Here is a 23,903-nt window from a genome sequence, read left to right as displayed (position 1 = left end):
CGCCGACTACTCGACGGTGACCGACTTCGCGAGGTTGCGCGGCTGGTCCACGTCGAGCCCCTTCGCGGCCGCGAGCTCCATGCCGAACATGTGGAGCGGTGCGACGGCCAGCAGCGGCTCGAACAGCGGCGTCGCCAGCGGGATCCGGAGGACCTCGTCGGCGAAGGGCAGCACGGCGGCGTCGCCCTCTTCGGCGATGGCGATCACCCGGGCACCGCGAGCGCGGATCTCCTGGATGTTCGACACGACCTTCGGGTGCAGCGACCGGGCGTCACGCGGCGAGGGCACGATCACGAAGACGATCTGCCCCGGCTCGATGAGCGCGATCGGGCCGTGCTTGAGCTCGCCCGCGGCGAAGCCCTCCGCGTGGATGTACGCGAGCTCCTTGAGCTTGAGTGCGCCCTCGAGCGCGATCGGGTACCCGACGTGGCGGCCGAGGAACAGGACGCTGCGGGTGTCCGCCATCCACTTCGCCAGCTCGGCGACCCCGGAGGCGTCCTCGATCGTCTGCTGCAGCTTGGCGGGCAGGCCCTCGAGCTCGGCGACCTGCTCGGCGACCTGCTCGGTCGTCAGCGTGCCGCGGAGCGTGGCGAGGTGCAGCCCGAGCAGGTACAGCGCGACGCCCTGCGCGAGGAACGCCTTCGTCGACGCCACCGCGACCTCGGGCCCGGCGTGGGTGTAGATCACCGCGTCGGACTCTCGCGGGATCGTGGCGCCCTGGGTGTTGCAGATCGAGAGGACCTGCGCCCCCTGCTCCCTGGCGTACTTCACGGCCATGAGCGTGTCCATCGTCTCGCCGGACTGGCTGATCGAGACGACGAGCGTGCGGTCGTTCAGCACCGGGTCGCGGTACCGGAACTCGTGGGCGAGCTCGACCTCGACGGGCACGCGTGCCCACTGCTCGATGGCGTACTTGCCGAGCATGCCGGCGTAGGCCGCTGTGCCGCAGGCGATGACGACGACGCGGTCGACCTGCTGCAGGCGGTCCGCGATCGGGTCGAGGTCGGTCAGGGTGACCGCACCCTCGTGCACGCGGCCGAGGATCGTCTTCGCGACGGCCTCGGGCTCCTCGCTGATCTCCTTCGCCATGAACGAGGACCAGCCGCCCTTGTCCGCGGCCGAGGCGTCCCAGTTCACCTCGAACTCGCTCGGCTCGGCCGGGGTGCCGTCGAAGTGGATGACGTCGACGCCGTCGGGGCGGATCGTGGCGATCTCGTCCTGGCCGATCGACAGCGCGCGCTGCGTGTAGGCGACGAACGCGGCGACGTCTGAGCCCATGAAGTTCTCGCCGTCACCGAGGCCGACCACGAGGGGCGAGTTCCGGCGGGCGCCGACGACGACGCCGGGCTGGTCGGCGTGCACGACGAGGAGCGTGAACGCGCCGTCGAGTCGCTGCACGGCCTGCTGCATCGCGGTTGTCAGGTCGCCGGTGTCGCGGAAGGCCCGCGCGACGAGGTGCGCGGCGACCTCGGAGTCGGTCTCGCTGAGGAACTCGACGCCCTCGGCGGTCAGCTCGGCACGCAGCGCGGAGAAGTTCTCGATGATGCCGTTGTGGATGAGCGCGAGCTTGCCGCCGTCGGCGAGGTGCGGGTGCGCGTTCTCGTCGGTCGGACCGCCGTGGGTCGCCCAGCGGGTGTGCCCGATGCCGGTGCCGCCGTCGGGGATCGGACGTTCGTCGAGCTCGTCGATGAGGGCCTGGAGCTTGCCCGCCTTCTTGGCCGAGGTCATGTCCCCGGAGGGGTCGATCACGGCGATCCCGGCGGAGTCGTACCCGCGGTACTCGAGCCGACGGAGACCACCGATGAGCACATCCGTGCTGCTGTTGCTGCCGACGTAGCCGACGATTCCACACATGGCGTCGATCTTATGGTCTCCTCGGGCGACCTTCCTGCGTGGACACCGGATCGAGACAGACCATACGGTCTGCCGCTTTCTGAATGATTCTGTCGTGAACCTCAGAGACGGATAGAATCTGTCAGATGCATGCCGAACTCAACCCCTACGCACCCGGGGCGGGCCTTCGCCCACCGGAACTCGTCGGCCGGCAGCCAGAGGTGGATGCATTCGACCTGCTCGTTGCACGCTCGCGACGAGGGCAGACCGCCCGGAGCCTCGTCCTGCACGGTCTGCGCGGTGTCGGCAAGACCGTCCTGCTGAACCAGTTCCGCGTGCAGGCAGACCGTGCCGGGTGGCTCGTCGTCGACGTAGAGGGGCAGACGTCGGACTCGGGCCGACAGACGACTCGACGGCGACTCGCCCGTGAGATCGCGCTCGCTGCCCGACGGCTGAGTCGTGGCCGCGCGATGTCGGCAGCGGTCCTCGAGGCGTTGGCCACCGTGAAGTCGTTCGGCATGCAGTTCGGAGGACTGGGCTTCTCGATCGAGCTCGAGGCTGCCGTCGGACGAGCAGACACCGGCGTGATCGAGATTGACCTCGAAGAACTGGTCGAGGACCTCGCTCCGGCGCTCCGCGAGCAACAGCGGGTGATCGCGTTGTTCATCGACGAGCTCCAGGACCTGGAACCGGAACTCCTCGGGGCACTCCTGTCAGTCCAGCACCGTGCAGGACAGCGTGGGTGGCCGTTCGTCGTCGTCGGCGCTGGCCTGCCGAGCGTGCCCGGAACGCTCACCGCCGCCAAGTCCTACGCGGAGCGACTGTTCGACTACCGCGAGATCGGGTCGTTGCCCTCCGGTGCCGCCGGCGACGCCCTCGTGGTGCCAGCCAGACGCGCGGGCGTGACGTTCGACGCGAGTGCCCTCGATGTCCTGGTGGACGCCTCCGGCGGGTACCCCTACTTCCTCCAGACCTACGGAGCCGCTGCCTGGGACCTGGCAGAGGACAGGCGGATCACCGAGGCCGACGCGATCGGCGCCATCGACCGCGGCAACGCCGAACTCGACAGCGGGTTCTTCCCCGGCCGGTGGGCGAGCGCGACGCCTGCAGAGCGGCAGTACCTCGTCGCCATGTCCGAGGACCCGGACGGAGAGTCCTCAACCGGTGCGGTCGCGACACGCCTCGGCGTCGCGGCCAACGCGACGAGCCAGGCCCGCCATGCCCTGATCAGCAAGGGCATCGTCTTCGCTCCACAGCGAGGACGCATCGCGTTCACCGTGCCGCACATGCGCGCATTCGTCCGCCGTCAGGCCGATCTCGACCTGGTCGACTAGTTTGCGACCATGGGACGTTTCGACGAGATCGCCATCACCACGCTGCGCGGCGAGCAGACCACCTTCGGCGCGTTCGGGGACAAGGCGGTGCTCGTCGTGAACGTGGCCTCACGCTGCGGCCTCGCGCCCCAGTACGAACAGCTCGAGGAGCTCCAGAAGACGTACGGCCCGCGCGGCTTCACGGTCCTCGGCTTCCCCAGCAACCAGTTTCTGCAGGAGCTCGGTTCCGCCGAGGCGATCGACGAGTACTGCTCCGCCACGTGGGGCGTGACGTTCCCGATGTCGGAGAAGGTCAAGGTCAACGGCATGGGCGCGCACCCGCTCTACAAGGAGCTGAAGCAGACGCCCGACGCAGGCGGCAAGGCCGGTCGGGTCATCTGGAACTTCGAGAAGTTCCTCGTGGCGCCGGACGGCACCGTCTCGCGCTTCCGCCCGACGACGAAGCCGGACGCTCCCGAGGTCATCGCCGCCATCGAAGCGGCCCTCCCCGCCTGAGCGGTCGCGCCCGGCGCGAGCCGCGGATCCTGACGGGAGGCCCGGGTCACGTGCGCCGGTCGGCGAACGTGATCCGGGCCTCCCGTCTGTACGCTCGGACGCATGCCGATCACGGAGACCACCGTCGCGCACCCCTCCCCCTTCGTGGAGATCCCGCGCGCGGAGTGGTCGCAGCTCGCTCCCAAGGAGCACCTGTCCCTGACCGAGACGGAGATCGTGCAGCTCCGGGGCCTGGGTGACCGCCTCGACATCCAGGAGGTGCAGGAGGTCTACCTCCCCCTCTCCCGCCTGCTCACGCTCTACGCCGCCGGCGCGAAGGACCTGCACGCCGAGACCAGTCGTTTCCTCGGGGAGCGTGCCCGGCGGACGCCGTTCGTCATCGGCGTGGCCGGGTCCGTGGCGGTCGGCAAGTCCACCGTCGCCCGACTGCTCCGCGAGCTCACGAAGCGCTGGCCCGACACCCCCCGCGTCGAACTCGTCACGACCGACGGGTTCCTGTACCCGAACGCCGAGCTCGAGCGGCGCGGGATCATGGACCGGAAGGGCTTCCCGGAGTCCTACGACCGCCGGTCCCTGCTGCGCTTCGTCAGCCAGGTGAAGAGCGGCGCGGCCGAGGTCCGGGCGCCGTACTACTCGCACCTCGTCTACGACATCGTCGAGGACGCCGAGATCGTCGTCCGCCAGCCGGACATCCTCATCGTCGAGGGGCTCAACGTGCTGGCGCCGCCGCTGCACGGTCGGCTGGCGCTGTCCGACCTCTTCGACTTCACCATCTACGTCGACGCCAAGACCCGCGACATCGAGTCCTGGTACGTCGACCGGTTCCTGGCCCTGCAGGAGGAGGCGTTCTCGAGCCCGGACTCGTTCTTCCACCGGTTCGCGAGCCTGTCCCGCGAGGACGCCGTCCGCACCGCGACCGAGGTCTGGCACGCGATCAACGAGCCGAACCTGGTCGAGAACGTCCTGCCGACGCGCTCCCGGGCCACCCTCGTGCTGAAGAAGGGTCCGAACCACAAGGTGAACTCGGTCCTGCTCCGCAAGATCTGACGCGCGCGGCGCTGGCTGTCCAGTGGTGGTGGCACGGCCCGTCCCGCGCCCTTGTCGGCGAGACGCCGGTGCTCGTCGTCCGCGCCGCGACTTCCCGCGGCGCGGAGCACGAACACCGGTGTCTTCCGAAACTCGCTGCGGCGCGCAGCGGCGCTGCAGCGGGCGCGCAGCCGCGCCGCAGCAAGCCCGCGAAGCGCCTACGCGGCGTCGAGCGCCAGGCGCTCCTCGACGACCGCGGCCAGCTCCTCGGCGACGCGCTGAGCGGTCTCCTGCGAGGCCGCCTCGACCATCACGCGCACGACGGGCTCGGTGCCCGACGGACGCAGCAGCACGCGGCCGGTGTCACCGAGCGACGCGGTGGCCGCGGCGACGGCGTCCTGCACGCCCTGGTCGGCGAGCCCGTGGCGGTCGACCCCCCGCACGTTGAGCAGCACCTGCGGGAACACGGTCATGCACGACGCGAGCTCCTGCAACGACTTGCCCGTGCGCGCCATCTCGGCGACGAGGTGCAGTCCGGTGAGGATGCCGTCGCCCGTGGTGGCGTACTCCTGGAAGATGATGTGGCCGGACTGCTCGCCGCCGAGGGAGTACCCGCCCTCGTTCATCTTCTCGAGGACGTAGCGGTCGCCCACGCCAGCCTCGATCATCGTGATGCCCGCGTCGGCCATGGCCCGCTTGAGCCCGAGGTTCGACATGATCGTCGCGACGAGGGTGTCGGACTTCAGGTGCCCGCGCTCCTGCAGCGACAGCGCCAGGATCGCCATGATCTGGTCGCCGTCGATGGCGTTGCCGGCGGCGTCCACGGCCAAGCACCGGTCGGCGTCGCCGTCGTGGGCGATGCCGACGTCAGCGCCGGCCTCGAGCACGGCACGGGCGAGGTTGTCGATGTGGGTGGACCCGACGCCGTCGTTGATGTTCCAGCCGTCGGGGTCGGCCCCGATGAGCGTGACCTTCGCCCCGGCGTTCACGAAGACCTCGGGCGAGACGCCCGCGGCGGCACCGTTGGCGCAGTCGAGCACGACGTGGATCCCGTCGAGCCGGTGCGGGAGCGTGCCGAGCAGGTGGACGACGTAGCGGTCCTCAGCGTCGGCGAAGCGGGTGATCCGCCCGACGTCGATGCCGGTGGGGGTCGGCGCGGACTGGTCGTGCATGGCGGCTTCGATGCGGTCCTCGACCTCGTCGGGGAGCTTGCGCCCGCCCGCGGCGAAGAACTTGATGCCGTTGTCCGGCGCCGGGTTGTGCGACGCGGAGATCATCACGCCGAAGTCGGCGTCGATGTCGGCCACCAGGAAGGCGGCGGCCGGGGTGGGGATCACTCCGGCGTCGAGGACGTCGACGCCGGCGCTGGCGAGCCCGGCTGCGACTGCCGCGCCGAGGAACTCACCGGAGACGCGCGGGTCGCGCGCCAGGACCGCGCGGGGGCGCGGTCGGCCGGACGCCCGCCGGGCGTCCGCGTGGTGTCCGTGCGTGAGCACGGCCGCGCTCGCCTGGGCAAGGCCCAGTGCGAGCGCGGCCGTCAACTCGCCGTTGGCGAGGCCACGAACGCCGTCGGTACCGAACAGACGGGGCATGGTGTCCTCCGACGTCAGTTGATCAGCGCTTCGAGAACTGCGACGCCTTGCGGGCCTTCTTGAGACCGGCCTTCTTGCGCTCGATGACGCGAGCGTCACGGGTGAGGAAGCCGGCCTTCTTGAGGGCCGCGCGGTTGTTCTCGCGGTCGATCTCGTTCAGCGTGCGGGCGATGGCGAGACGCAGCGCGCCGGCCTGACCCGAGGGGCCGCCACCCGTGATGCGGGCGGTGACGTCGTAGGAGCCGAGGAGCTCGAGCACCTTGAACGGGTCGTTGATGAGCTGCTGGTGCAGCTTGTTCGGGAAGTAGTCCTCGAGCGTGCGGCCGTTCACCACGAAGGTGCCGGAGCCAGGGACGAGGCGCACGCGGGCGATGGCCTCCTTGCGGCGCCCGACGGCACCGCCGGAGACGTTGAGGATCTGACGGGGAGCGGCCTCGGCAGCGGCGGGTGCGCTCTCCGTGGTGAAGCTCTCCGGGGTCTGGTCGAGGGAGTCAGCGATCTGAGCCATGAGTTTTCTCTAGTCCTTGGAAGTCGTCGTGGCCGCTGGTTACTGCGAGACCTGGTCGAAGATGTACGTCTTGGGCTGCTGCGCGGCGTGGGGGTGCTCCGGACCCGCATACACCTTGAGCTTCTTGAGCTGCTCGCGGCCCAGCGTGTTCTTCGGGAGCATGCCGCGGATCGCCTTCTCGACGGCGCGGGTCGGGTGCTTCTCGAGCATCTCCGGGTAGGAGGTCGCCGTGAGGCCGCCCGGGTAGCCCGAGTGACGGTAGTAGACCTTCTTCGCGAGCTTGGAACCGGTCAGTGCGACCTTGTCCGCGTTCACGATGATGACGAAGTCACCCATGTCCATGTGCTGGGCGAAGGTGGCCTTGTGCTTGCCGCGGAGGAGGGCGGCGACGTGGGAGGCGAGACGGCCGAGGACGACGTCGGTGGCGTCGATGACGATCCAGTCGTGCTGGACGTCTGCCGGCTTCGGTGAGAACGTGCGAGTCACAGGAGTGCTGCTTTCGTGTCGAGGTGAGGAGTCCGTGAATCCCGCTCCGGTGAGGTGTTCTGGCAGGTGACACCCGCTGAACGCCCCGGTGGAGGGCTCATCTGACTGTCTGGCGCACAACGGCGCGCAGACCAAGGTGAGAGCCTACCGGACACGCCGCACGCGGGTCAAACGCACGCGCGCACCACCCCCACCCGTTCTCTCCCCGCGCCCCGCTCCCGCTCCCCCGCAAGCGGAATCGCGCGCAGCACGCGGAATCGCGCGTTGCGGGTCAGGATTCTCGACCTGCAACGCGCGATCGCGCCTTCCATCGCGAGCGATGTGGGAAGAACCGGACGGGAGGCTCGTGCCAGCTGGCACCTGGGCCCACGCCGGCCGGTACCGGACCGACGCGCCAGCGGCGGGACGGCCGTGACCGGTGGGGAGCCTCCCGTCCGTTCGTGGTCGCGTGGACTACGCGGCGCGAGCCAGGCGACGTCGGCGCACCATGAGCAGGCCGGCACCCGCCGCCAGGAGCAGCAGCGCTGCGAGGATGCCGCCGGTCAGCTCAGCGCCGGTGAACGCGAGCCCCGATGCCGTCCCGGTGGCCGGGTCGACCGTGACGACCAGCGTCACCGAGCCGGTCGTCGGTCCGGTCACCACCAGGGTGTGCGTCCCGGCGGTGACCGACGACGGCACCGTGAACGTGCCGGACAGGCGACCGGAGGCGTCCGCGGTCAGCGCGCCGAGGGTGACCGGCTCGGAGTGCAGCTCCACCGTGGTCCGCTCGCCGGCAGCGAAGCCGGTGCCCGTCAGGCGGAACGACGCCCCGACACGGAGGTGACCGTCGACGGCCAGGACCGCGGCCTGGTCGCCCGGCTGCGGAGCAGGGGTCGGAGTCGGGGTCGGGGTCGGAGTCGGAGTCGGGGTCGGGCTTCCGCCGTCACCAGGAGGCGTCGTGCCACCGTCACCAGGAGGCGTCGTGCCGCCGTCACCAGGAGGCGTCGTCCCGCCGATGCCGGGGAGGTCGATGCCGACCAGGATCGGGTCGTGGTCGCTCGCCCGGTACACGTCGTCGGTGTAGAGGTTCGTGGCGTTGTAGTTGTAGCGGCTGTACTCCAGCCCCACCGACTCGACCGAGTTGATGTTCCAGATGTCCACGCCGGTGACGTCGGCGAGCGCTGCGGGCGAGGCGAGCACGTGGTCGAGCGACCCGCTCAGGCCGCTGAAGACGTACGACCACTCGTCGGCGTCCGCCGTCGGCCCGAGGTCGGTGTAGCCGGCGTCGTCGAGGACCACCATCGGGTCCTCCTTGCTGTAGGCGTTGAAGTCGCCGAGCATGAAGACCTTGTCCGTGCCGTACTGGGTCTGCATGGCGGTGGAGAACGACACCAGGGCCTTCGCCTGTGCGACGCGGTCCGCGTTCGACGCCCCCTGGCCGTCGCCCTGGTCGGCGTTCGCACCGGTGCCGGAGCCCTTGGACTTGAAGTGGTTCGCGATCACCAGGAACTCGTCGTCCGCGGTGCCGCCGAGCGGGCGGAAGGCGTCGGCGACGGGCTGTCGGGCGTTCGTGAAGGCGGCGTCCTGCAGGATCGTGGACGCTCCGGTGGGGGCGACGCGGTCCTTCTTGTAGATCAGGGCGAGGCGGATGACGTCCTCGCTCGCCGGGACGACCGCCGGGGACGGGACGTACGCCCACGTGTCGGCACCGGTCGCGGCGTTGAGCGCCCCGACGAGGGTCGCGACCGCAGCGTCACGCGGCTGGCCGAAGCGTGCCGAGTTCTCGATCTCCTCGAGCGAGACGACGTCGGCGCCGAGGCCGTTGATCGCCTTGACGATCTTGACCTGCTGGCGCTCGAGGTCCTCCTGCTCGGCGGCACCACGGGCGTCGCAGCCGGAGTTCACCGTGACGGGGTCGCCGTCGCGGTCCGTGTAGTACGTGCAACCGGTGAGCTCGTCACCCGTCGTGGGGAAGTAGTTCAGCACGTTGAAGCCGGCGAGCTTCAGGTCACCGCCGACGTCCTCGGGCTTCGCGGTGCGCACGTCCGAGAACGCGACGGGCAGGTCGGCCGACGGCGTCGCGCCGGTGACCGGCGCGGTCGGCTGGAACTTCCACCCGTTGTTGCGGTAGTCGAGCACGACCGGTGCGTCGAACGTGGCGTCGGCACCGACGGTGACGGGACCCTGCGTCAGCCACGACACCGGGATGCCCTGGTTGGCCTTCGTCAGGAAGTTGGTGCTGGCGCCGTCGTCGAGCGTGACCCTGCGCGCCGCGTTGTCCGCGGTGATCGCCGCTGCCTCCGGAGTGCCGGGGCGCGCGACCTCGGTCGGCTGCAGGAGCCGCTCGGTGCCGGAGGCCAGGACGACCTCGCCGTACTGGTTCGTCGTGTAGTTGTCCGCGACGGTGTACCGGCCCTGCGGAGCGACGAGCATGCTCTCGAGGGACTCGCGCTGCGCGTCCGTCCGCGGGAAGGCGACCGCCGCGGCCTGCGGGGCGGGCACCGTGTCGGACAGCGTGCGCAGCCCGGCGGCACCGGAGACCGTGAGCTCGGTCAGGCCGTTGAACTCGGAGACGGCGCCGGTGACCTCGACGTGCTGCCCTGCCGTGACGGACGACGCCGTCGCGGCCGAGTAGACGAAGACGGCGTCCGACGCGGTGTGCGTGCTCAGGTCGACCGCGACGCCGGTACCCGGGGTCTGGATCGTGTAGCCGCTGAAGCCGCCGGTCGCGTACACCGCGGTGACGACGCCCGACGTGACGACGTTCCTCCCCGCGTACGGCGAGGTGTCCGTCGTGCCCTGGAGCTGCGCGATCGTGACGGCCTCGGCCGGAGCGGGCTCGGTCGGCGGGGTCGGGTCCGTCGGGGGCGTGGGGGTCGTGCCCCCGCCTGCCGTCTGTCCGGCGGCGTTCGTCGGGGTCGGCGTGGTGGTGTTCGAGAAGTCCGCGGCGTTGACGTCCGTGTCGGTCGTGCCCGCTCGCACGAGGGCGTTCGGCACGGGGTTCCCGCCGTCGACGGAGCGCACCGCCCCCTCGAAGGTGTTCGACGCGCCGTAGCCGAGCAGGTCGACGACGCCGGGCGTGCCGGTCGCCACCGCACCGGCGGGCAGGGCCAGCGCCGTCGTGCGGTCCGCGAGGACGAGCGTCCCTGTCGTGCCGGACGGGTTGAGGCCCGCTTCGTCGTCGGGCGTGGGGAGGTCGGCACCGACGGCAGCGGCGCCGCCGTTGCCCGCCATCGACACCAGGAACGTGCCACCGGCGGGGACGGTGCCCTCGAGCGCGCTCGTGCTGAACGCGCCGGTGCTCGTCGCGGACCGGTACTGCAGTGACCACCCGGTGACCGAGACGGGCGCAGCCGTCGGGTTGCCGATCTCCACGAACTTGTGGTTGTAGGGGGCGCCGGCGCTGCCGCCCTTGAGGTATGCCTCACGGATGACCAGGCCGGTGCCGGCGGGGTCCGCCGAGGCGGCGGTGGCGGAGACGAGCGGTGCGGCGAGGAGTGTCGCGGCGACCGTGGCGCACAGCAGGGTGCGACGGATGTGCTGGGGCATGCGGACCTTCGGTGCGGGGTCGTGGACTCCAGCACGCTACCGATCTGCGGGGGCGTTCAGGTTTCGACGAGGTGAACCCTTCGGTCTACTGCCCCTCAGCTCTCGGTCAGGACACGCAGCAGTGTGACTCCCACCGTGATGACGTACCACCCGATGACGTTGCCGCGGCTCTTCGCGAGCACCAGCGAGCCTGCCATCGCTGCGAGCGCCGCGACGGCCGCCATGGCTCGGATCACTCCAACTTGATGAGTCACGCCGACGATGCAGCAGCTCAGAGTTGCGATGACCACGAGCAACGCGACGGTGAACCGTCGGGCCCGCTTCGTGCGAACACCCCGAGGAGCCTCAGTCACGTCGCGACCTTTCGTGTCCGTAGCCATCCGGCCGCGACGGGGAGCACGATCCAGAGCAGACCCGAAGTGATTGCCGGAAGGACGTCAGCGTCCCCCGTCATCCCGCTCTGCACTGTCCCGAATCGGACGAAAGCAGTCCATGACCCAAGGAACGCGAGAGCCACGTCGAGCACGAGCATCACTCCGAGCACGCTCACCAGCCCGAGCGCCAACGAGCGGGACGTCGCTCCGATCCCGAACCCGAAGGCCGCCGAGGAGAAGGACAGCGCAGCCACCTGCATGACGGACGGAACGACGTCCGTCGATGCAACGTGTCCTCCGAGCAACACGGCCACCACGGCGCCGATGCCCCCGACGATGGCGGTGAACAGGACCACAGCGGCAATGATGACGACACACGCTGCGAACCTCGCGATGTAGATCACGTTCCTCGTCAGTCCGGCCAGCACGCCGTCACGCTCGCCACCGCATGATGCGTCGCCCACGCCGATCACGACACCGACGATCGAAGCCGCCAGTGCGGCGGGCAGCCCGGCGGTCACGATCACCTCCCCGACACCGAAGCTCGCGGCCTTGGTGACGAGCGAGACGCTGAGTACACAGCACATGACGACGAGCAACGACAGAACTCCGAACCCGGCGGCAGCGCTCCTTGTGTCGACACGCTTGCGCACCTCGAGCCTCGTGACCTCGACGAATGCGATCACCGGACGACCTCCGATTCGAACTCCGCTGTGGAGACTTCTTCGTACAGTGCTTCCAGGGACCGTCCCGCGGGTCCCGCCAACAGCACGTCCACTCCGATGTCCACCGCCACGCGTACAGCGTCAGCCGCTCTCGTGCCGAGCTGGATCAGACCGCCTCGCTGGGTGGCCGGGATTCCCCGCTGCGCGGCCGCCGCCAAGAGCCTCGCCGAGTCGTCGACCTGGACTTCGCAGGCGTCGGTCCGGGCGATGCCCACGGGCTCGGAGCGGACGATCCTTCCCTGGCTGACGATGACGACGTCGTCGATCATCGTCTCCAGTTCACCGAGCAGGTGGCTCGAGACGATGACCGTCACCCCGGAGCTCCGGAGATCGGCCACCATCCCCCGCATCCATGCGATGCCGTTGGGATCGAGGCCGTTCATGGGCTCGTCGAGCAGGACGAGGGACGGCGATCCCAGGAGCGCCACACCGATCGCGAGACGCATCCTCATGCCGAGTGACAGGGAGCCGACTCGGCGTCTGAGGACGGCACCGAGTCCGACGCGATGCGCCATCGTGTCGACAGAAGGGCGATCAGAACCGACGAGGCGAGCTCTGAGCAGCAGCGTCTCCCGGACGGTCCTGCCACGGTGCATGTCGACGTCGCCGAACACTGCGCCGACGGCTTGGCCCCGTTGCCACGGCAGTCCGACGAGCGAGCCCCGATCAGGGCGCACCAACCCAGCGAGGACCGAGAGGAGCGTGGACTTCCCTGCCCCATTGGGCCCGATCAACCCGTACACCCGTCCCGCCTGGAACGCGACGGAGACGTCCTGCAGACGAGGTCGGCCGCGCCCACGCAGACCGACGTCCTGGAGTTGGATCATTGGTCGTCCCTTCCGACGAGGTGGAGCGGACCGGCTGAGCCGGTCCGCTCCCCCGAGGCTCTGATCAACCGAAGAAGTAGTCCCAGAGCGCGCTGAACATCTCTTCGACGGTCATCTGGGCGATCGCGTTGATGCCCGCGCGGATCCATGCCGCAAGTCCGTTCCACCAGTTCTTGAAGGCGTTGACGCTGTTCCTGAGCGCAGTCTTGAGCGCTGGGATGACGGATGAAGCGTTGCTCTTGAGCCAATCGACGATCGGCTTGATCGGGATGCGATCAGTCGACGAATCCCCCGTCGATGCAGTCGTCCCCGTCGTCGACGAGATCGGCATCGTCCGAGCGGTGGTCGAGTACCCGGGGACACTCGTCGAACTCACGGTGATCGGCTGCGCTGAAGCTGCGGTCGCCCCGACCGTGCTCAGCATCGCCCCGGTGACGATCGCTCCGATGATCCCGACAGTGCGGACGTTCTTCATGGTGGTTGCCCAATCGTTCTACGGCGTCATCGCCGCCGAACCACCATTTCAGATTTCCTGTTGAAATACCAGTATGGGATTCGTCACCCACCCGGTCGCTGGACGGCTTGCTCTCGACTTCACGACCCGACCGGCACCCACTCCCGCCCCACCCGGTGCACGGCCGGCCCGTGCCCCGGCAGCACGATCTCGGGGATGGGCAGCGCCCGCGCCGACTCGAGCGCTGTCGCCTGGTCCGCCGTGAAGAAGGGCGTGATCATCCGCGGCCGCGGGGTCCACGACGCCGGCTGCGTGTCGTGGTGGGAGACGACCGCGTCCCCGGTGACGATCGCGTCGGCGGCCGGCAGCAGGTACGCGGTGGAACCGGCCGTGTGTCCCTCGGCGGGGAACGGCGTGATCGCCCGCCCCTCGAAGTCCGCGCCGGTGAAGGCCCTGGCGGTGGGCACCGAGACGGGCCGCAGGGCGTCGGACCGGATCGCCCGGCCGAGCCAGCGGAGCACCCGCGCCGAGGCCAGCCGCCCACCGATCTCCGCCGGCGTGACCTGCTGCCGCCCGGGTCCACGGACGTTGTCGAGCTCGGCGGCGTGCGCGAGTACCTCGACGTGCGGGTGGCGCTCGAGGATCCCGGGGATGCCGCCGACGTGGTCGACGTGCCCGTGTGTGACGTAGATGCGGCGGAGGTCGCCGAGGTCGTGTCCGGCGTAGCGCACCGTGTCGAGCACCAGGTCGCTGTCGGCGGGGTAGCCCGCGTCGATCAGGGCGACGCCGTCCTCCTCCGCCAACACGACCCAGTTCGAGACGGGCCCCTCGACGAAGACCACACCAGGGGCGACGGAGACGACGGACCGGGGTTCGCGGGAGCTCATCCCCCGACGGTAGCCGAGGTCCCGTCCACGGATCGCCGGGCACGCGTCTGCTCCGCCCGGGCCGCGAGCTCCGCGTCCGGCGGGTACCCCACCTCGGTCAGGGTGAGCCCCTTCGCCGGCGCCACCTTGAACGCGCTGGTCCGCTCCCCCGCCACGCGCAGCTCCTCGAGCCGCTCCGGTCCGAAGCGCCCCTCGCCGACGGCGATGGTCGCCCCCACCATCGCGCGCACCATGGAGTGGCAGAACGCATCGGCCTGGAGGCTCGCCACCAGCACGCCGTCCGGCTCGCGGTCCCAGCGGAACTCCTGGAGCGTCCGGATGGTCGTCGCCCCCTCGCGCGGCTTGCAGAACGCCGCGAAGTCGTGCAGCCCCAACAGCGTCAGCGCACCGCGCTCCATCGCTGCCGGGTCGAGACGCCCCGGGTACCAGAGCGTGTGCCCACGACGTCGTGGATCGCGGGGGGCGTCGACGTCCGCGACCCGGTACTGGTAGCGCCGCCAGAGCGGGGAGAACCGGGCGTCGAACCCGTCCGGCGCGATCGACGCCCGCGTGACGACCACGTCGCCCTCGACCCCGGCGATGCCGTTCACCCGCTTGACGAGACCGTCGAGCGGGTCGCGCCCACTGCCGTCGCGCCCGCTCCCGTCGCGCCCGCTGCCATGGCGCCCGCCCGCGTCGGGAGCGCTCCGTCGGGGCCGTGCCAGCGCGGCCCACTGCGCGGCGTCGAGGTCGAGGTGCGCGACCTGCCCGACGGCGTGCACCCCGGCGTCCGTCCGCCCGGCGACGGTCAGCAGCGGCGGCGAGCCCCAGCGGGTGAAGACGGTGGCGAGCGCGGTCTCGAGCGCGCCCTGCACGGTGCGGAGCCCCGGCTGCCTGGCCCACCCGGAGAACGCGGCGCCGTCGTACGCGACGTCGAGCCGGAGCCGCACGCCGCCGTCGGCGCCGCTGTCGGCCGACGCCTGCGCCGGGGCCACGTCCGTCTCGCTCACACCACCACGGTACCGATGTCAGCGCCGCGTCAGTGCCGCGTGAGCGCCGGCCGACACCATCGTCCTCGACGTCGACGCGACCGCCGACGCCCCATCGGAGAAAGGAACCGACGATGACCACGACACCCCTCGCGGTCGAGGCCGTCGGCCTCGTGAAGACCTTCGGGCAGAACCGCGCCGTGGACGGTGTCGACCTCCGCGTCGAGGCCGGCACGGTGTACGGCGTGCTCGGCCCGAACGGCGCCGGCAAGACCACGACGATCAGCATGCTCGCGACCCTGCTGCAGGCGGACGCCGGTGAGGCCAGGGTCTTCGGCCACGACGTCCGCCGCGAGGCGCAGGAGGTCCGCCGGCTCATCGGCGTGACCGGGCAGTACGCCAGCGTCGACGAGACGCTCAGCGCGACCGAGAACCTGGTGGTCTTCTCCCGCCTGCTCGGGCTGGGCCGGGCGGAGTCGAAGCGGAAGTCCGCGGAGCTCCTCGAGCGCTTCGGCCTGACCGAGGCGGCGACCCGTCCCCTCAAGAAGTTCTCCGGCGGGATGCGCCGGCGCCTCGACCTGGCGGCGAGCCTCATCGCCCAGCCGCCGCTGATCTTCCTCGACGAGCCGACCACCGGCCTCGACCCCCGCACCCGGGCGCAGATGTGGGACACGATCCGCGAGCTCGTCGCGACGGGCTCGACCGTGCTGCTCACCACGCAGTACCTCGACGAGGCCGACCAGCTCGCCGACCGCATCGCCGTGATCGACCACGGCCGGGTCGTGGCGGAGGGCACGGGTGACGAGCTCAAGGCGTCGATCGGCACCGCGTCGCTGCAGCTCCGGCTCGCCGACGCCTCCGCCGAGACCCTCGCGACGGCGTCCGACCTCGTCGCTCGGGTCCTGGGCACCCCAGCGGTCGTCAGCCCGGAGGGGTCGCGCCTGACCGCCCCGATGACGGACCCCGACCGCGTCACCGACCTGCTCGTGTCGTTCCGCGACGCGGGCATCTCCCTCGCCGAGATGAGCGTGCAGAAGCCGACGCTCGACGAGGTCTTCCTGACCATCACCGGTAACCCGGTCGCCGACGAGGCCGCCGACCAGCACGAGCACGAGCACGCGCTCGAAGGGAGCATCGCATGACCACGCTCACCACACCCGACCTGGCGTCCGCCGGCACGACCGGCGCCAGGAGCACCCCGCGCCCCGGCGTGGGCGGCACCGGGCTCGCTGCGACGATCCGGCAGTCCTTCACGATGGCGTACCGCGGCCTGATCAAGGTCCGTCGCACGCCGGAGCAGCTGTTCGACGTGACGCTGATGCCGATCGTCTTCACCGTGATGTTCACCTACATCTTCGGTGGCGCGATCTCCGGCGACGTGGCGTCCTACCTGCCGATCATCATCCCGGGCATCCTCGTGCAGACCAACATCACGTCCTCGATCGTCACCGGCGTCCAGCTCCGCGAGGACATGGACAAGGGCGTCTTCGACCGCTTCAAGTCCCTGCCGATCGCCCGCATCGCCCCGCTCGCCGGGGCACTGCTCGCCGACACCGTGCGGTACGCGATCGCGACGACGATCACCTTCGTGACGGGCTTCGCGATGGGGCTCCGTCCCGAGGGCGGCTTCGGCGCCGTCGTCCTGGCGGGCCTGCTCGTCATCGTGGTCGCCTGGGCGATCAGCTGGGTCTTCGCCTACTTCGGCGTCGTGGCCCGCACCGCGTCGAGCGTCTCGGGCATCTCGAACCTCGTGCTGTTCCCGCTGACGTTCCTGTCGAACGCCTTCGTCCCGGCGGACACGCTGCCGGACTGGCTGCGCTGGTTCTCCGAGGTCAACCCGGTCTCGCACCTGATCACCGCGGTCCGCGAGCTCGTGAACCACGGCCAGGTCGGCACCGACCTCTGGCTCTCGCTGCTCGGAGCCGCGGTCATCGTCGCGGTCTTCGCCCCGCTGACCGTCCGTGCCTACATGCGGAAGGCCTGACGCAGCGCGGTTCACGCGACGGTGCGCAGCTCCTCGAGCAGTGTGCGCAACGCCGTCACGGCCTCGGCCCGGTCCCATCCGGCCGAGGCCGTCTCGGCGTCCAGGACCACGTCGGCACCGACCACGTCGACCAGCAGCGGGCGCAGGCGCCGGTGCGCGAGCACCGCGAAGTCCTGCCGCGAGCCGAACCGCGTCGCCAGGCCCCAGCACCGGGCAGCCTCGGCGGACATCCCCCGACGCAGCGCGACGAGCGCGATGCCGATGAGCGCGGTGCCGATGACCGGCAGGTCCAGCCACCACGGGTGCAGGCGCAGCATCACCAGGGCGCCTATCCGCAGATGGCGCGCGATGGCCTGCTGCTCGGCCTGGAGGCTCGGCGCGGCCCCGCCGGACCGGCTCGCCGCCGCCTCGTCCTCCGCCACGATGCGCGCGGCCCCGGCCATCAACCACCAGTTCTGTGTGCGCTTGCGTCGGGGCACCACGAAGTCCCACGCGCGGCGCCAGTGCGCGACGGCGCCGTCGAGGTCACCGTCCGCGCGGCTGCACTCGGCGTCGATCGCGATCGCGATCACCCCGACCTGGACGGCGTCGTCCTCGAAGCCGCCGCGGTTCGCCACCGGCTGGTTGCCGAGGTCGGCGGCGATCGACCTGGCCAGGTCGACGTCCCCGGTGGCTGCGGCACAGAGTCCGATGGTCCAGCCGATCTCGTACAGGTCGTCCTCGGCGCCGAACACCTCGAGCCGTTCCCGCGCGACGGCCGCCGCGGCGAGCGCCTCGGCGTGCTGCCCGTCCTGCGCGAGGAGCTGTGCCAGCGTGACGGCGCCGGAGCCCAGCGCCCAGGCGTCGTCGACCCGTTCGGCGAGTTCCCCGGCGCGACGGGCGTGGCGGAGTGCGTCGGCGAACTCCCCGTCGTTCTCGGCGATCGGCGCGCTCAGCAGGAACGCGAGACAGGCCACGCCCTCGTCGTCGCCGTCCCGGTAGCGCGCGAGCAGGGCCGTCCCGTCGTCCGGACGACCGAGGGTGAGCAGCAGGGCCGCCTGGGCGTCGAGCGTCGCGGCACCCGTGGGACCGAGTCGGACCACCCGGCGGAGCGCGGAGATCGCCCACGCGGCGGTCCGACGGTCGGTGAAGACGGACGTCGACCCGATCAGGACCAGCCCGAGCACGACGGCGGCACGGTCCTCCGGCAGCGGTGGGGTCCGGCGGAGCATCGGCAGCAGGTCCGGGGCGATCGTGACCACCTCACCGTGGGCACCGCGGAGCGTCCAGTACCCACCGAGCGCCGCGAAGACCTGGGCGACCGTGCGGTGGTCCCCGTCCCGGAGCGCCCAACGGAGCAGCGTGACGAGGTTGTCGGCCTCGTGCCCGACCTCCCGGAACCACCGGCGCTGGCGCTCACCCGTCGCCGTGAACATGTTCCTGGCGGCGGCGAAGTCCCGTGCCCAGCGGAGCATGGCCGCGCGGACCGCGTCGGTGGTGCCGCGCTCGGCGAGCCGGGCCGCACCGAACTCCCGCACCGTCTCGAGCAGGCGGTACCGGACGGGCTCGCCCTCGTGCTCGACGAGCTGCACGAGGGACTGCTCGACGAGCTCGGCCAGGTCGTCGAGGGCGTCGTCGTGCCGGGCAGGATCAGCGACGGCCTCGACCGCGTCGACCGCGAGTCCGTCCGGGAAGAGCGCGAGCCGGGTGAGCAGGTCCCGGGCCCCGTCGTCGAGCAGACGCCAGCTCCACTCGATCACGGCGAGCAGCGTCCGGTGCCGTTCGGGTGCGCTGCGGTCGCCGCCGCGGAGCAGGGCGAACCGGTCGTCGAGCCGCCGTTCGATCTCGTCCGCGCTCATGCCGCGGATGCGTGCCGCTGCGAGCTCGATCGCGAGCGGCGACCCGTCGAGCCGCGTGCAGATGCTCCGGACCGTGTCGACCGGGAGCACGGCACCGGGGCGTGCGGCCCGTGCCCGTTCGGTGAACAGCCGGACCGCGGACCCGTCGGCCTCGACGGGCAGCGGTGCGAGCGCCGCGACGACCTCGCCGGCGATCGCCAGCGGCGCCCTCGACGTCGTCAGCACGCGCAGCGACGGCAGGACGGCGAGCAGGTCGGCGGTGAAGGCGGCTGCGGCCTCGACCAGGTGCTCGCAGTTGTCGAGCACGAGCACGGTGGGTTCCTCGGCGAGTGCCCGCACGACCCGGCCCCACAGGTCGGACACGACCGCCTCCCGCAGCGACCGCGCGCCACGGACCTCCGCGATCCCGAGCAGTGCGCCGAGTGCGGGGACGATGTCCTCGCCGGTGGTGAGCGGCGCGAGCTCGAGCACCACGACACCGCGGTCCTGGGCGATCGCGGCGGCGACCGCCTGCGCCAGGCGGGTCTTGCCGAGCCCACCGGCACCGAGGATCGTGACCAGCCGTCCGTGGGACAGCAGCTCCGTGACGGCAGTGAGGTCGGCCTCCCGTCCGACCAGCGTGTTCGGCGATGCCCGCAGGCCGACGTGGCGGAGTGCGCCAGGACCGGACGGCGCACGGCGGAGCAGCTCGGCGTTCAGCCGCACGAGCTCGGCGGACGGGTCGGCACCGAGGCCGTCGGCCAGGCGTTCCCGGTGCGCCGCGAACGCTGCCAGTGCCTCGGCGGTGCGTCCCGCCGCGTCGAGCGCGCGCATCGAGCCGGCGACGGCGACCTCGTCGAACGGGTCGGCCTCCGCCTGCTCGCGCCAGACGGCCACGGCGCCGTCGGCGTCCCCCGCGTCGAGCAGGGCTGAGCCGAGTGCGCGCCGGAGGGCGCGGCGGGCGACGTCCGCGCGGTGGGCGAGGGCCTGGCCGAGCGCCCCCTCGACGTCGTCACCCGGCTCGCCGCGCCAGGTCGCGAGTGCCGTCCGGAGCACGGCGTCCCCGGGGGTGGCCGCTGCGACGAGCTGCTCGGCGCAGGCGAGGTCGACGTCCTCGGGGCGGACCCCGAGCGCGTAGCCGGTCGCCGTCGACACGACCAGCCCCTCGGTGGTGCTCCGCCGCAGCCGCGAGACGAGGGTCTGGAGCGCTGCCCGGGCACCCTTCGGCGGGGCGTCGCCCCAGAGTTCGTCGATGAGTGCGTCGGTCGTCATGGCGTGCCCGCGGGCGAGGACCAGGGCGGTCACGAAGGCCCGCGGGAGCGCTCCGGGCACGGGTGCCGGGACGCCCGTCGGGTCCTCCACCAGGACCGGTCCGAGGACGGCGATGCGGGGGTGCGCTGCCACGGTGCGAGTCTAGGTCGACGTGATGCGCGATCGTGATGGAACCGGGGGTCCGCGGGGTCCCGTGCTGGCTAGCCTGAGCAGATGCACACCTTCACGAGGGGGATCGTGAGCGTCGCGCTCCTCTCCGCCGCTGCCGTCACCATGGCCGGTTGCGCCCCCACCACGAGCGCCGACCCGACCGTCTCCGCGATGCCGTCCGAGTCCTCCGCTGCGCCCTCGGCGACGGCGTCGGCCGCCCCGGTCGACTTCGGCGCCGCCCCGAGCCGCGACGGCGTCCCCGCGTGCGACGCCCTGCTGCCGGCGGACCTGGTCGAGGCCCTCGTGCCCGGAGTGCAGCCCGTCGACACCCTGGTGGACACCCCGGACATCGCCGGGGCGTGGGCGTTCGTGGCGACGGCCGGAGGCACCGACTGCGAGAGCGCGAACGGCGTCTCCGCCATCGACGAGGTCCTGCCGACCACGAAGGACGACCCGGTGTACCAGGGCGTGCGGCTCACGGTGCTGCCCGACGCCGACGCGGACTACATCGACGCCCAGACGAGCGCCACCAGCCCGGAGGTCGCCGCGACCACCGTGCGGTGCGACGCGAGCGACTCGGCCCGCGTGTACTGCGGTGGCGCTGTGCGAGCCGGCACCGCCTGGGTCGACATCCGCTCGGTCCGCGCGCAGGACACCGCCGGTGCGACGCCCGAGGCGTCGGAGCCCGCGTTCACGGCCCTGCTCGCCGCGACGGCTGCGGCCGTGGAGGGCAGCGCCCTCGGGTCGGCCACGTCCGAGCACGGCTCCCCCGACGGCTCGTACACGACGTGCGACGCCGCCAACGTCAACGCGGTCGCGTCGAAGGACCTCGCCGACCCCCACACTCGTGGTGGTGACGCGTCGGCTGGCCTCCAGCAGTACGCGATGAACCGGCTCGGTGCGTCGAGCTGTGTGTTCGAAGCCCAGGGCACCGGCGAACAGCCCTACGCGATCACCGGCGCGGTGTACTCCGAGGTCCCCGGCGGCGGATGGGTCGTGGAGCGCCGACTCGACGCGGGGACGATCGACCGTGCGGAGCGCGTCGAGCTCGACGGCCTCCCCGCGGGCGCTGCCGCGTGGCGCAGCTGCACCGACCTCGCGTGCTCGATCGACGTCGTGGACGACGGCGACTGGACCCACTTCGTGCTCTACGAACGGGTGGCCGACGCCCCCTCGGACGGCGTCGTCCGCTGGGCCGAGGCGTCCCTGACCAACTGACGCACCGTGGTCCACGGAGGCGTTGTCGGAACGTGATCGAGGTACGATCACGTCCACTCCGCCCACCCCTACCCTGAACACATGCACACCATCACGAGGGGGGTCGTGGGCCTCGCGCTCCTGACCACGGCGGCCACGGTGCTCGTCTGCTGTTCCACTGCGACCACACCTGCCGATCCGTCCGTCACGCCGAGCACCTCGGCGACGCCGAGCGGGTCGTCGACGAGCGACGCCAAGGAGACGACGGTCGACTTCGGCGACGCACCAGGACAGGCGGCGGCACCCGCGTGCACCACCCTCTTGCCGACGGACCTGGTGGACGCCCTCGTCCCCGGGGTGACCGTCACGGACCCGCTCACCGCTGCAGTCCACGTCGACGGTTCCTGGTCGGCGCTCCGGGTCGCCGGTGGGACGGACTGCTGGGCGACGAACGGCACGTCGCCCGTCGACGACGTCCACCCCGCAACGCGGGACGACCCCGGGTACGAGGGTGTGGTCGTGTCGGTGCTGCCCCGTGCCACGACCGCGTTCGACGCGGCGACGAGCATGGCGAAGGAGCTCCAGGACAGCGAACTCACCCCGGACTGTGCCGCCAGCACTCCAGCTCGCGTGACCTGCCAGGGCAGCGTCCTCGCGCAGAACGCCTGGGTCACGGTCGACGTCATCCGCTTGCAGGACGGCGCCGATGCCACTCCCGAGGCGATGCGACCCGCGTTCGTCGCACTGGTCGACCGCGTCCGCGCCGCCGTCGAGCCCTCGCAGGCGGGCACCGAGACCGGCGCGGACTCCGGAGACGGGTCCTTCACCACCTGTTCCCCCGAGAAGGTGAACGCCGTCGCCTCGGCTGCGCTGCGCGATCCCGCCGCGCAGACCGACACGCTGCCGTGGCTGCGGGAGTACGCGGAGACCCGGATGGGCGCTGCCGCCTGCGTGTTCAGTGCCGGACCCGACCACGTCCTCGCCGACGCGGTCTACTCGTCGACGCCGCGAGCGGGCTGGTTCGTGGAACAGCGACTCGCTGCCGGGCTGGTCGACCGCGACGACCGCATCGAACTCCCCGGCCTCGGCGACCATGACGGCGCCTGGCGGACCTGCGACGCGAGCGCCTGCACGATCGACGTCGTGCACGACGGCGCGTGGACGCAGTACCTCCTGCACAGCCGCGTGGCCCCGGACACCAGCTCGTCCGTCGAGCGCTGGGCGGTGTCCTCCTTCACCGGCTGAACGGCACCCCGTCCGGACTCAGCGCGACGCGCTCCGGGCTGAGCCGAACGGCCCGGTCTTCGTGTCGATGTCGACCGTGGCCCGGCGCTCGGACTCGACGATGCCCCGCAGGGCCACGAGCGCGGCGGACGTGACGGCGACGTGCGAGGGGTTCTCCCGCGACGCGTCGAGGGCCTTCTCCACCGCGGCGATGGCCGTGTCGGCGTCGCGGTCCGGGCTCGTGCCGCGGATCACGGCGGCGATCTGGTCCAGCGCCGCCGCGAGGGGTTCCGCGAACGCCGGGTCCGGGCGGCCGATGCCCTCCGACACCGGTCCGGACCGCGCCACGAGCTCGGTGAGGTCGGTCGTGTACCAGGCCACCCGCTCCAGGGCGCGGAAGCGTGCCCCGTCCTCCTGCAGCCGCGCCCGTGAGCCCCGCAGCGCACCCCGGGGGTTGATCCGACGGCTCTCGTGCGCGATCGACACCCGCGACCGGACGTCGGCGATCGCCCGGTCCAACCGGTCCTGCTGCTTGTCCCACGCGGCGACGTCGCGCTTGCCCTCGCGGAGCACGGCTGCGAGCCCGTCGAGGTGGTCGGCGAGGACCCCGTTGACGGCGTCGATGCGGTGCTCGGCGTCCCAGAAGTGCAGCGGCGGGAACACCAGGAAGTTCACCAGCAGGCCGACGACCACGCCGACGGCCATCTGCACGAGGTAGCCGAGCGAGTACCCCTCGGCGTGCGCACCCCCGACGAGCAGCACGAACAGCGCTGCCGTGGACACCCACGAGCTGCCCTCCCCGAGGATCCGGAACCCACCGACCAGCACGCCGATGCCGACCGCCAGCGCCACCGCCAGCACGCCGGGGTCCCCGACCCACATCGTGAAGCCCGCGACGCCGATGCCGAGCGCGATCCCGACGAGCGTCTGGATCCCGCTGCGCAGGCCCGCGAACACCGTGGTCTGCATCGCGATGACGGCTCCGAGCGGCGCGTAGTACGGGTAGTCGGACGCGACCCCGGGGACGTGGCGCGCCACGACCCAGGCGAGGGCGGCGGCACCCGCCGCCTTGCCGGCGTGCAACAGGCGTGGCTGCGTGCCGGACGTCCGGCTCCATCGCCAGATCCTCGTCCCCACCCCCGTGACGTGTTCGAATCCCATGGGTCCTCCGTGGTGCCGGTGCTGATCACGGACTGGAGGCTCGTGGCGGCGCCGCCACGAG

General features: G+C 71.5%; 21 protein-coding genes. 8 read left to right on the top strand and 13 right to left on the bottom strand.

Going from position 1 to position 23,903, the window contains the following annotated elements:
• Window positions 1-6 precede the first annotated feature (6 nt).
• Window positions 7-1,854 (bottom strand): glutamine--fructose-6-phosphate transaminase (isomerizing), encoded by a 1,848-nt coding sequence (glmS, locus tag ITJ68_RS17015; RefSeq protein WP_194663035.1) that lies wholly within the window; start codon window positions 1,852-1,854, stop codon window positions 7-9.
• Between the two features lie 125 nt (window positions 1,855-1,979).
• Between glmS and ITJ68_RS17010 the strand changes: the two genes are divergently transcribed.
• The 3 genes from ITJ68_RS17010 to coaA all read left to right on the top strand — a co-directional run bounded on the left by ITJ68_RS17010 (window position 1,980) and on the right by coaA (window position 4,709).
• Complete coding sequence (locus ITJ68_RS17010) at window positions 1,980-3,167, top strand: ATP-binding protein (RefSeq protein WP_194663032.1); 1,188 nt, start codon at window positions 1,980-1,982, stop codon at window positions 3,165-3,167.
• Between the two features lie 9 nt (window positions 3,168-3,176).
• On the top strand, window positions 3,177-3,662 hold the full coding sequence (locus ITJ68_RS17005; protein WP_071276671.1) for a glutathione peroxidase: 486 nt from the start codon (window positions 3,177-3,179) through the stop codon (window positions 3,660-3,662).
• Window positions 3,663-3,764: 102 nt separating this feature from the next.
• Complete coding sequence (gene coaA, locus ITJ68_RS17000) at window positions 3,765-4,709, top strand: type I pantothenate kinase (RefSeq protein ID WP_194663029.1); 945 nt, start codon at window positions 3,765-3,767, stop codon at window positions 4,707-4,709.
• A 197-nt stretch (window positions 4,710-4,906) separates the two neighbouring features.
• On the opposite strand, the gene glmM is transcribed toward coaA, so the two are convergent.
• The 8 genes from glmM to ITJ68_RS16960 form a co-directional block, all read right to left on the bottom strand.
• Window positions 4,907-6,280 carry a phosphoglucosamine mutase gene (glmM, locus tag ITJ68_RS16995; protein ID WP_194663027.1) on the bottom strand — a complete coding sequence of 458 codons (1,374 nt, stop codon included), beginning with the start codon at window positions 6,278-6,280 and terminating at the stop codon, window positions 4,907-4,909.
• A 22-nt stretch (window positions 6,281-6,302) separates the two neighbouring features.
• On the bottom strand, window positions 6,303-6,788 hold the full coding sequence (gene rpsI / locus ITJ68_RS16990) for a 30S ribosomal protein S9 (RefSeq protein WP_194663025.1): 486 nt from the start codon (window positions 6,786-6,788) through the stop codon (window positions 6,303-6,305).
• Window positions 6,789-6,827: 39 nt separating this feature from the next.
• Window positions 6,828-7,274: a 50S ribosomal protein L13 gene (gene rplM, locus ITJ68_RS16985; protein ID WP_056121470.1), complete on the bottom strand. Its 447-nt coding sequence runs from the start codon at window positions 7,272-7,274 to the stop codon at window positions 6,828-6,830.
• A gap of 453 nt (window positions 7,275-7,727) precedes the next feature.
• Entirely contained in the window at window positions 7,728-10,802 is a 3,075-nt protein-coding gene (locus tag ITJ68_RS16980) for an ExeM/NucH family extracellular endonuclease (RefSeq protein WP_194663023.1), read from the bottom strand.
• 95 nt (window positions 10,803-10,897) lie between these two features.
• Window positions 10,898-11,038, bottom strand: coding sequence for a hypothetical protein (locus ITJ68_RS16975; protein ID WP_194663022.1), 141 nt, complete (start codon window positions 11,036-11,038; stop codon window positions 10,898-10,900).
• 113 nt (window positions 11,039-11,151) lie between these two features.
• On the bottom strand, window positions 11,152-11,697 hold the full coding sequence (locus ITJ68_RS16970; protein ID WP_194663020.1) for a hypothetical protein: 546 nt from the start codon (window positions 11,695-11,697) through the stop codon (window positions 11,152-11,154).
• Between the two features lie 161 nt (window positions 11,698-11,858).
• Window positions 11,859-12,728 (bottom strand): ABC transporter ATP-binding protein, encoded by an 870-nt coding sequence (locus ITJ68_RS16965; RefSeq protein WP_194663018.1) that lies wholly within the window; start codon window positions 12,726-12,728, stop codon window positions 11,859-11,861.
• Between the two features lie 64 nt (window positions 12,729-12,792).
• Entirely contained in the window at window positions 12,793-13,059 is a 267-nt protein-coding gene (locus ITJ68_RS16960; protein ID WP_194663016.1) for a hypothetical protein, read from the bottom strand.
• A gap of 10 nt (window positions 13,060-13,069) precedes the next feature.
• On the opposite strand from ITJ68_RS16960, the gene ITJ68_RS16955 reads away from it, so the two are divergent.
• Window positions 13,070-13,267, top strand: coding sequence for a hypothetical protein (locus ITJ68_RS16955; RefSeq protein ID WP_194663014.1), 198 nt, complete (start codon window positions 13,070-13,072; stop codon window positions 13,265-13,267).
• Between the two features lie 55 nt (window positions 13,268-13,322).
• On the opposite strand, the gene ITJ68_RS16950 is transcribed toward ITJ68_RS16955, so the two are convergent.
• Both ITJ68_RS16950 and ITJ68_RS16945 read right to left on the bottom strand, forming a co-directional pair.
• A complete protein-coding gene (locus ITJ68_RS16950; RefSeq protein ID WP_194663012.1) occupies window positions 13,323-14,069 on the bottom strand; it encodes an MBL fold metallo-hydrolase in 747 nt (248 codons plus the stop codon).
• On the bottom strand, window positions 14,066-15,058 hold the full coding sequence (locus tag ITJ68_RS16945; RefSeq protein WP_416354658.1) for a tRNA pseudouridine synthase A: 993 nt from the start codon (window positions 15,056-15,058) through the stop codon (window positions 14,066-14,068). The genes ITJ68_RS16950 and ITJ68_RS16945 overlap by 4 nt, the downstream gene beginning before the upstream one ends.
• Before the next feature lie 113 nt (window positions 15,059-15,171).
• Between ITJ68_RS16945 and ITJ68_RS16940 the strand changes: the two genes are divergently transcribed.
• Window positions 15,172-16,179 carry an ATP-binding cassette domain-containing protein gene (locus tag ITJ68_RS16940; RefSeq protein ID WP_194663010.1) on the top strand — a complete coding sequence of 336 codons (1,008 nt, stop codon included), beginning with the start codon at window positions 15,172-15,174 and terminating at the stop codon, window positions 16,177-16,179.
• On the top strand, window positions 16,176-17,021 hold the full coding sequence (locus tag ITJ68_RS16935) for an ABC transporter permease (protein ID WP_194663008.1): 846 nt from the start codon (window positions 16,176-16,178) through the stop codon (window positions 17,019-17,021). Before ITJ68_RS16940 ends, ITJ68_RS16935 begins: the two co-directional genes overlap by 4 nt.
• Before the next feature lie 11 nt (window positions 17,022-17,032).
• On the opposite strand, the gene ITJ68_RS16930 is transcribed toward ITJ68_RS16935, so the two are convergent.
• The gene (locus ITJ68_RS16930; protein WP_194663006.1) at window positions 17,033-20,242 is read right to left on the bottom strand and encodes a BTAD domain-containing putative transcriptional regulator; all 3,210 of its coding nucleotides are present in this window, start codon (window positions 20,240-20,242) and stop codon (window positions 17,033-17,035) included.
• Window positions 20,243-20,323: 81 nt separating this feature from the next.
• On the opposite strand from ITJ68_RS16930, the gene ITJ68_RS16925 reads away from it, so the two are divergent.
• Both ITJ68_RS16925 and ITJ68_RS16920 read left to right on the top strand, forming a co-directional pair.
• The gene (locus ITJ68_RS16925; protein WP_194663004.1) at window positions 20,324-21,478 is read left to right on the top strand and encodes a hypothetical protein; all 1,155 of its coding nucleotides are present in this window, start codon (window positions 20,324-20,326) and stop codon (window positions 21,476-21,478) included.
• Window positions 21,479-21,559: 81 nt separating this feature from the next.
• The gene (locus tag ITJ68_RS16920) at window positions 21,560-22,702 is read left to right on the top strand and encodes a hypothetical protein (protein ID WP_194663002.1); all 1,143 of its coding nucleotides are present in this window, start codon (window positions 21,560-21,562) and stop codon (window positions 22,700-22,702) included.
• An 18-nt stretch (window positions 22,703-22,720) separates the two neighbouring features.
• Here ITJ68_RS16920 and ITJ68_RS16915 read toward each other — a convergent pair whose 3' ends face one another.
• Window positions 22,721-23,842, bottom strand: a complete 1,122-nt coding sequence (locus tag ITJ68_RS16915) for an FUSC family protein (protein WP_194663001.1) — start codon at window positions 23,840-23,842, stop codon at window positions 22,721-22,723.
• Window positions 23,843-23,903 lie beyond the last annotated feature (61 nt).

Source organism: Curtobacterium sp. VKM Ac-1395 (genome assembly GCF_015350975.1).
Classification (GTDB): Bacteria; Actinomycetota; Actinomycetes; order Actinomycetales; family Microbacteriaceae; genus Curtobacterium.
Note: the sequence above shows the minus strand (reverse complement) of the source record. Positions and strands in the feature narration are given on the sequence as shown.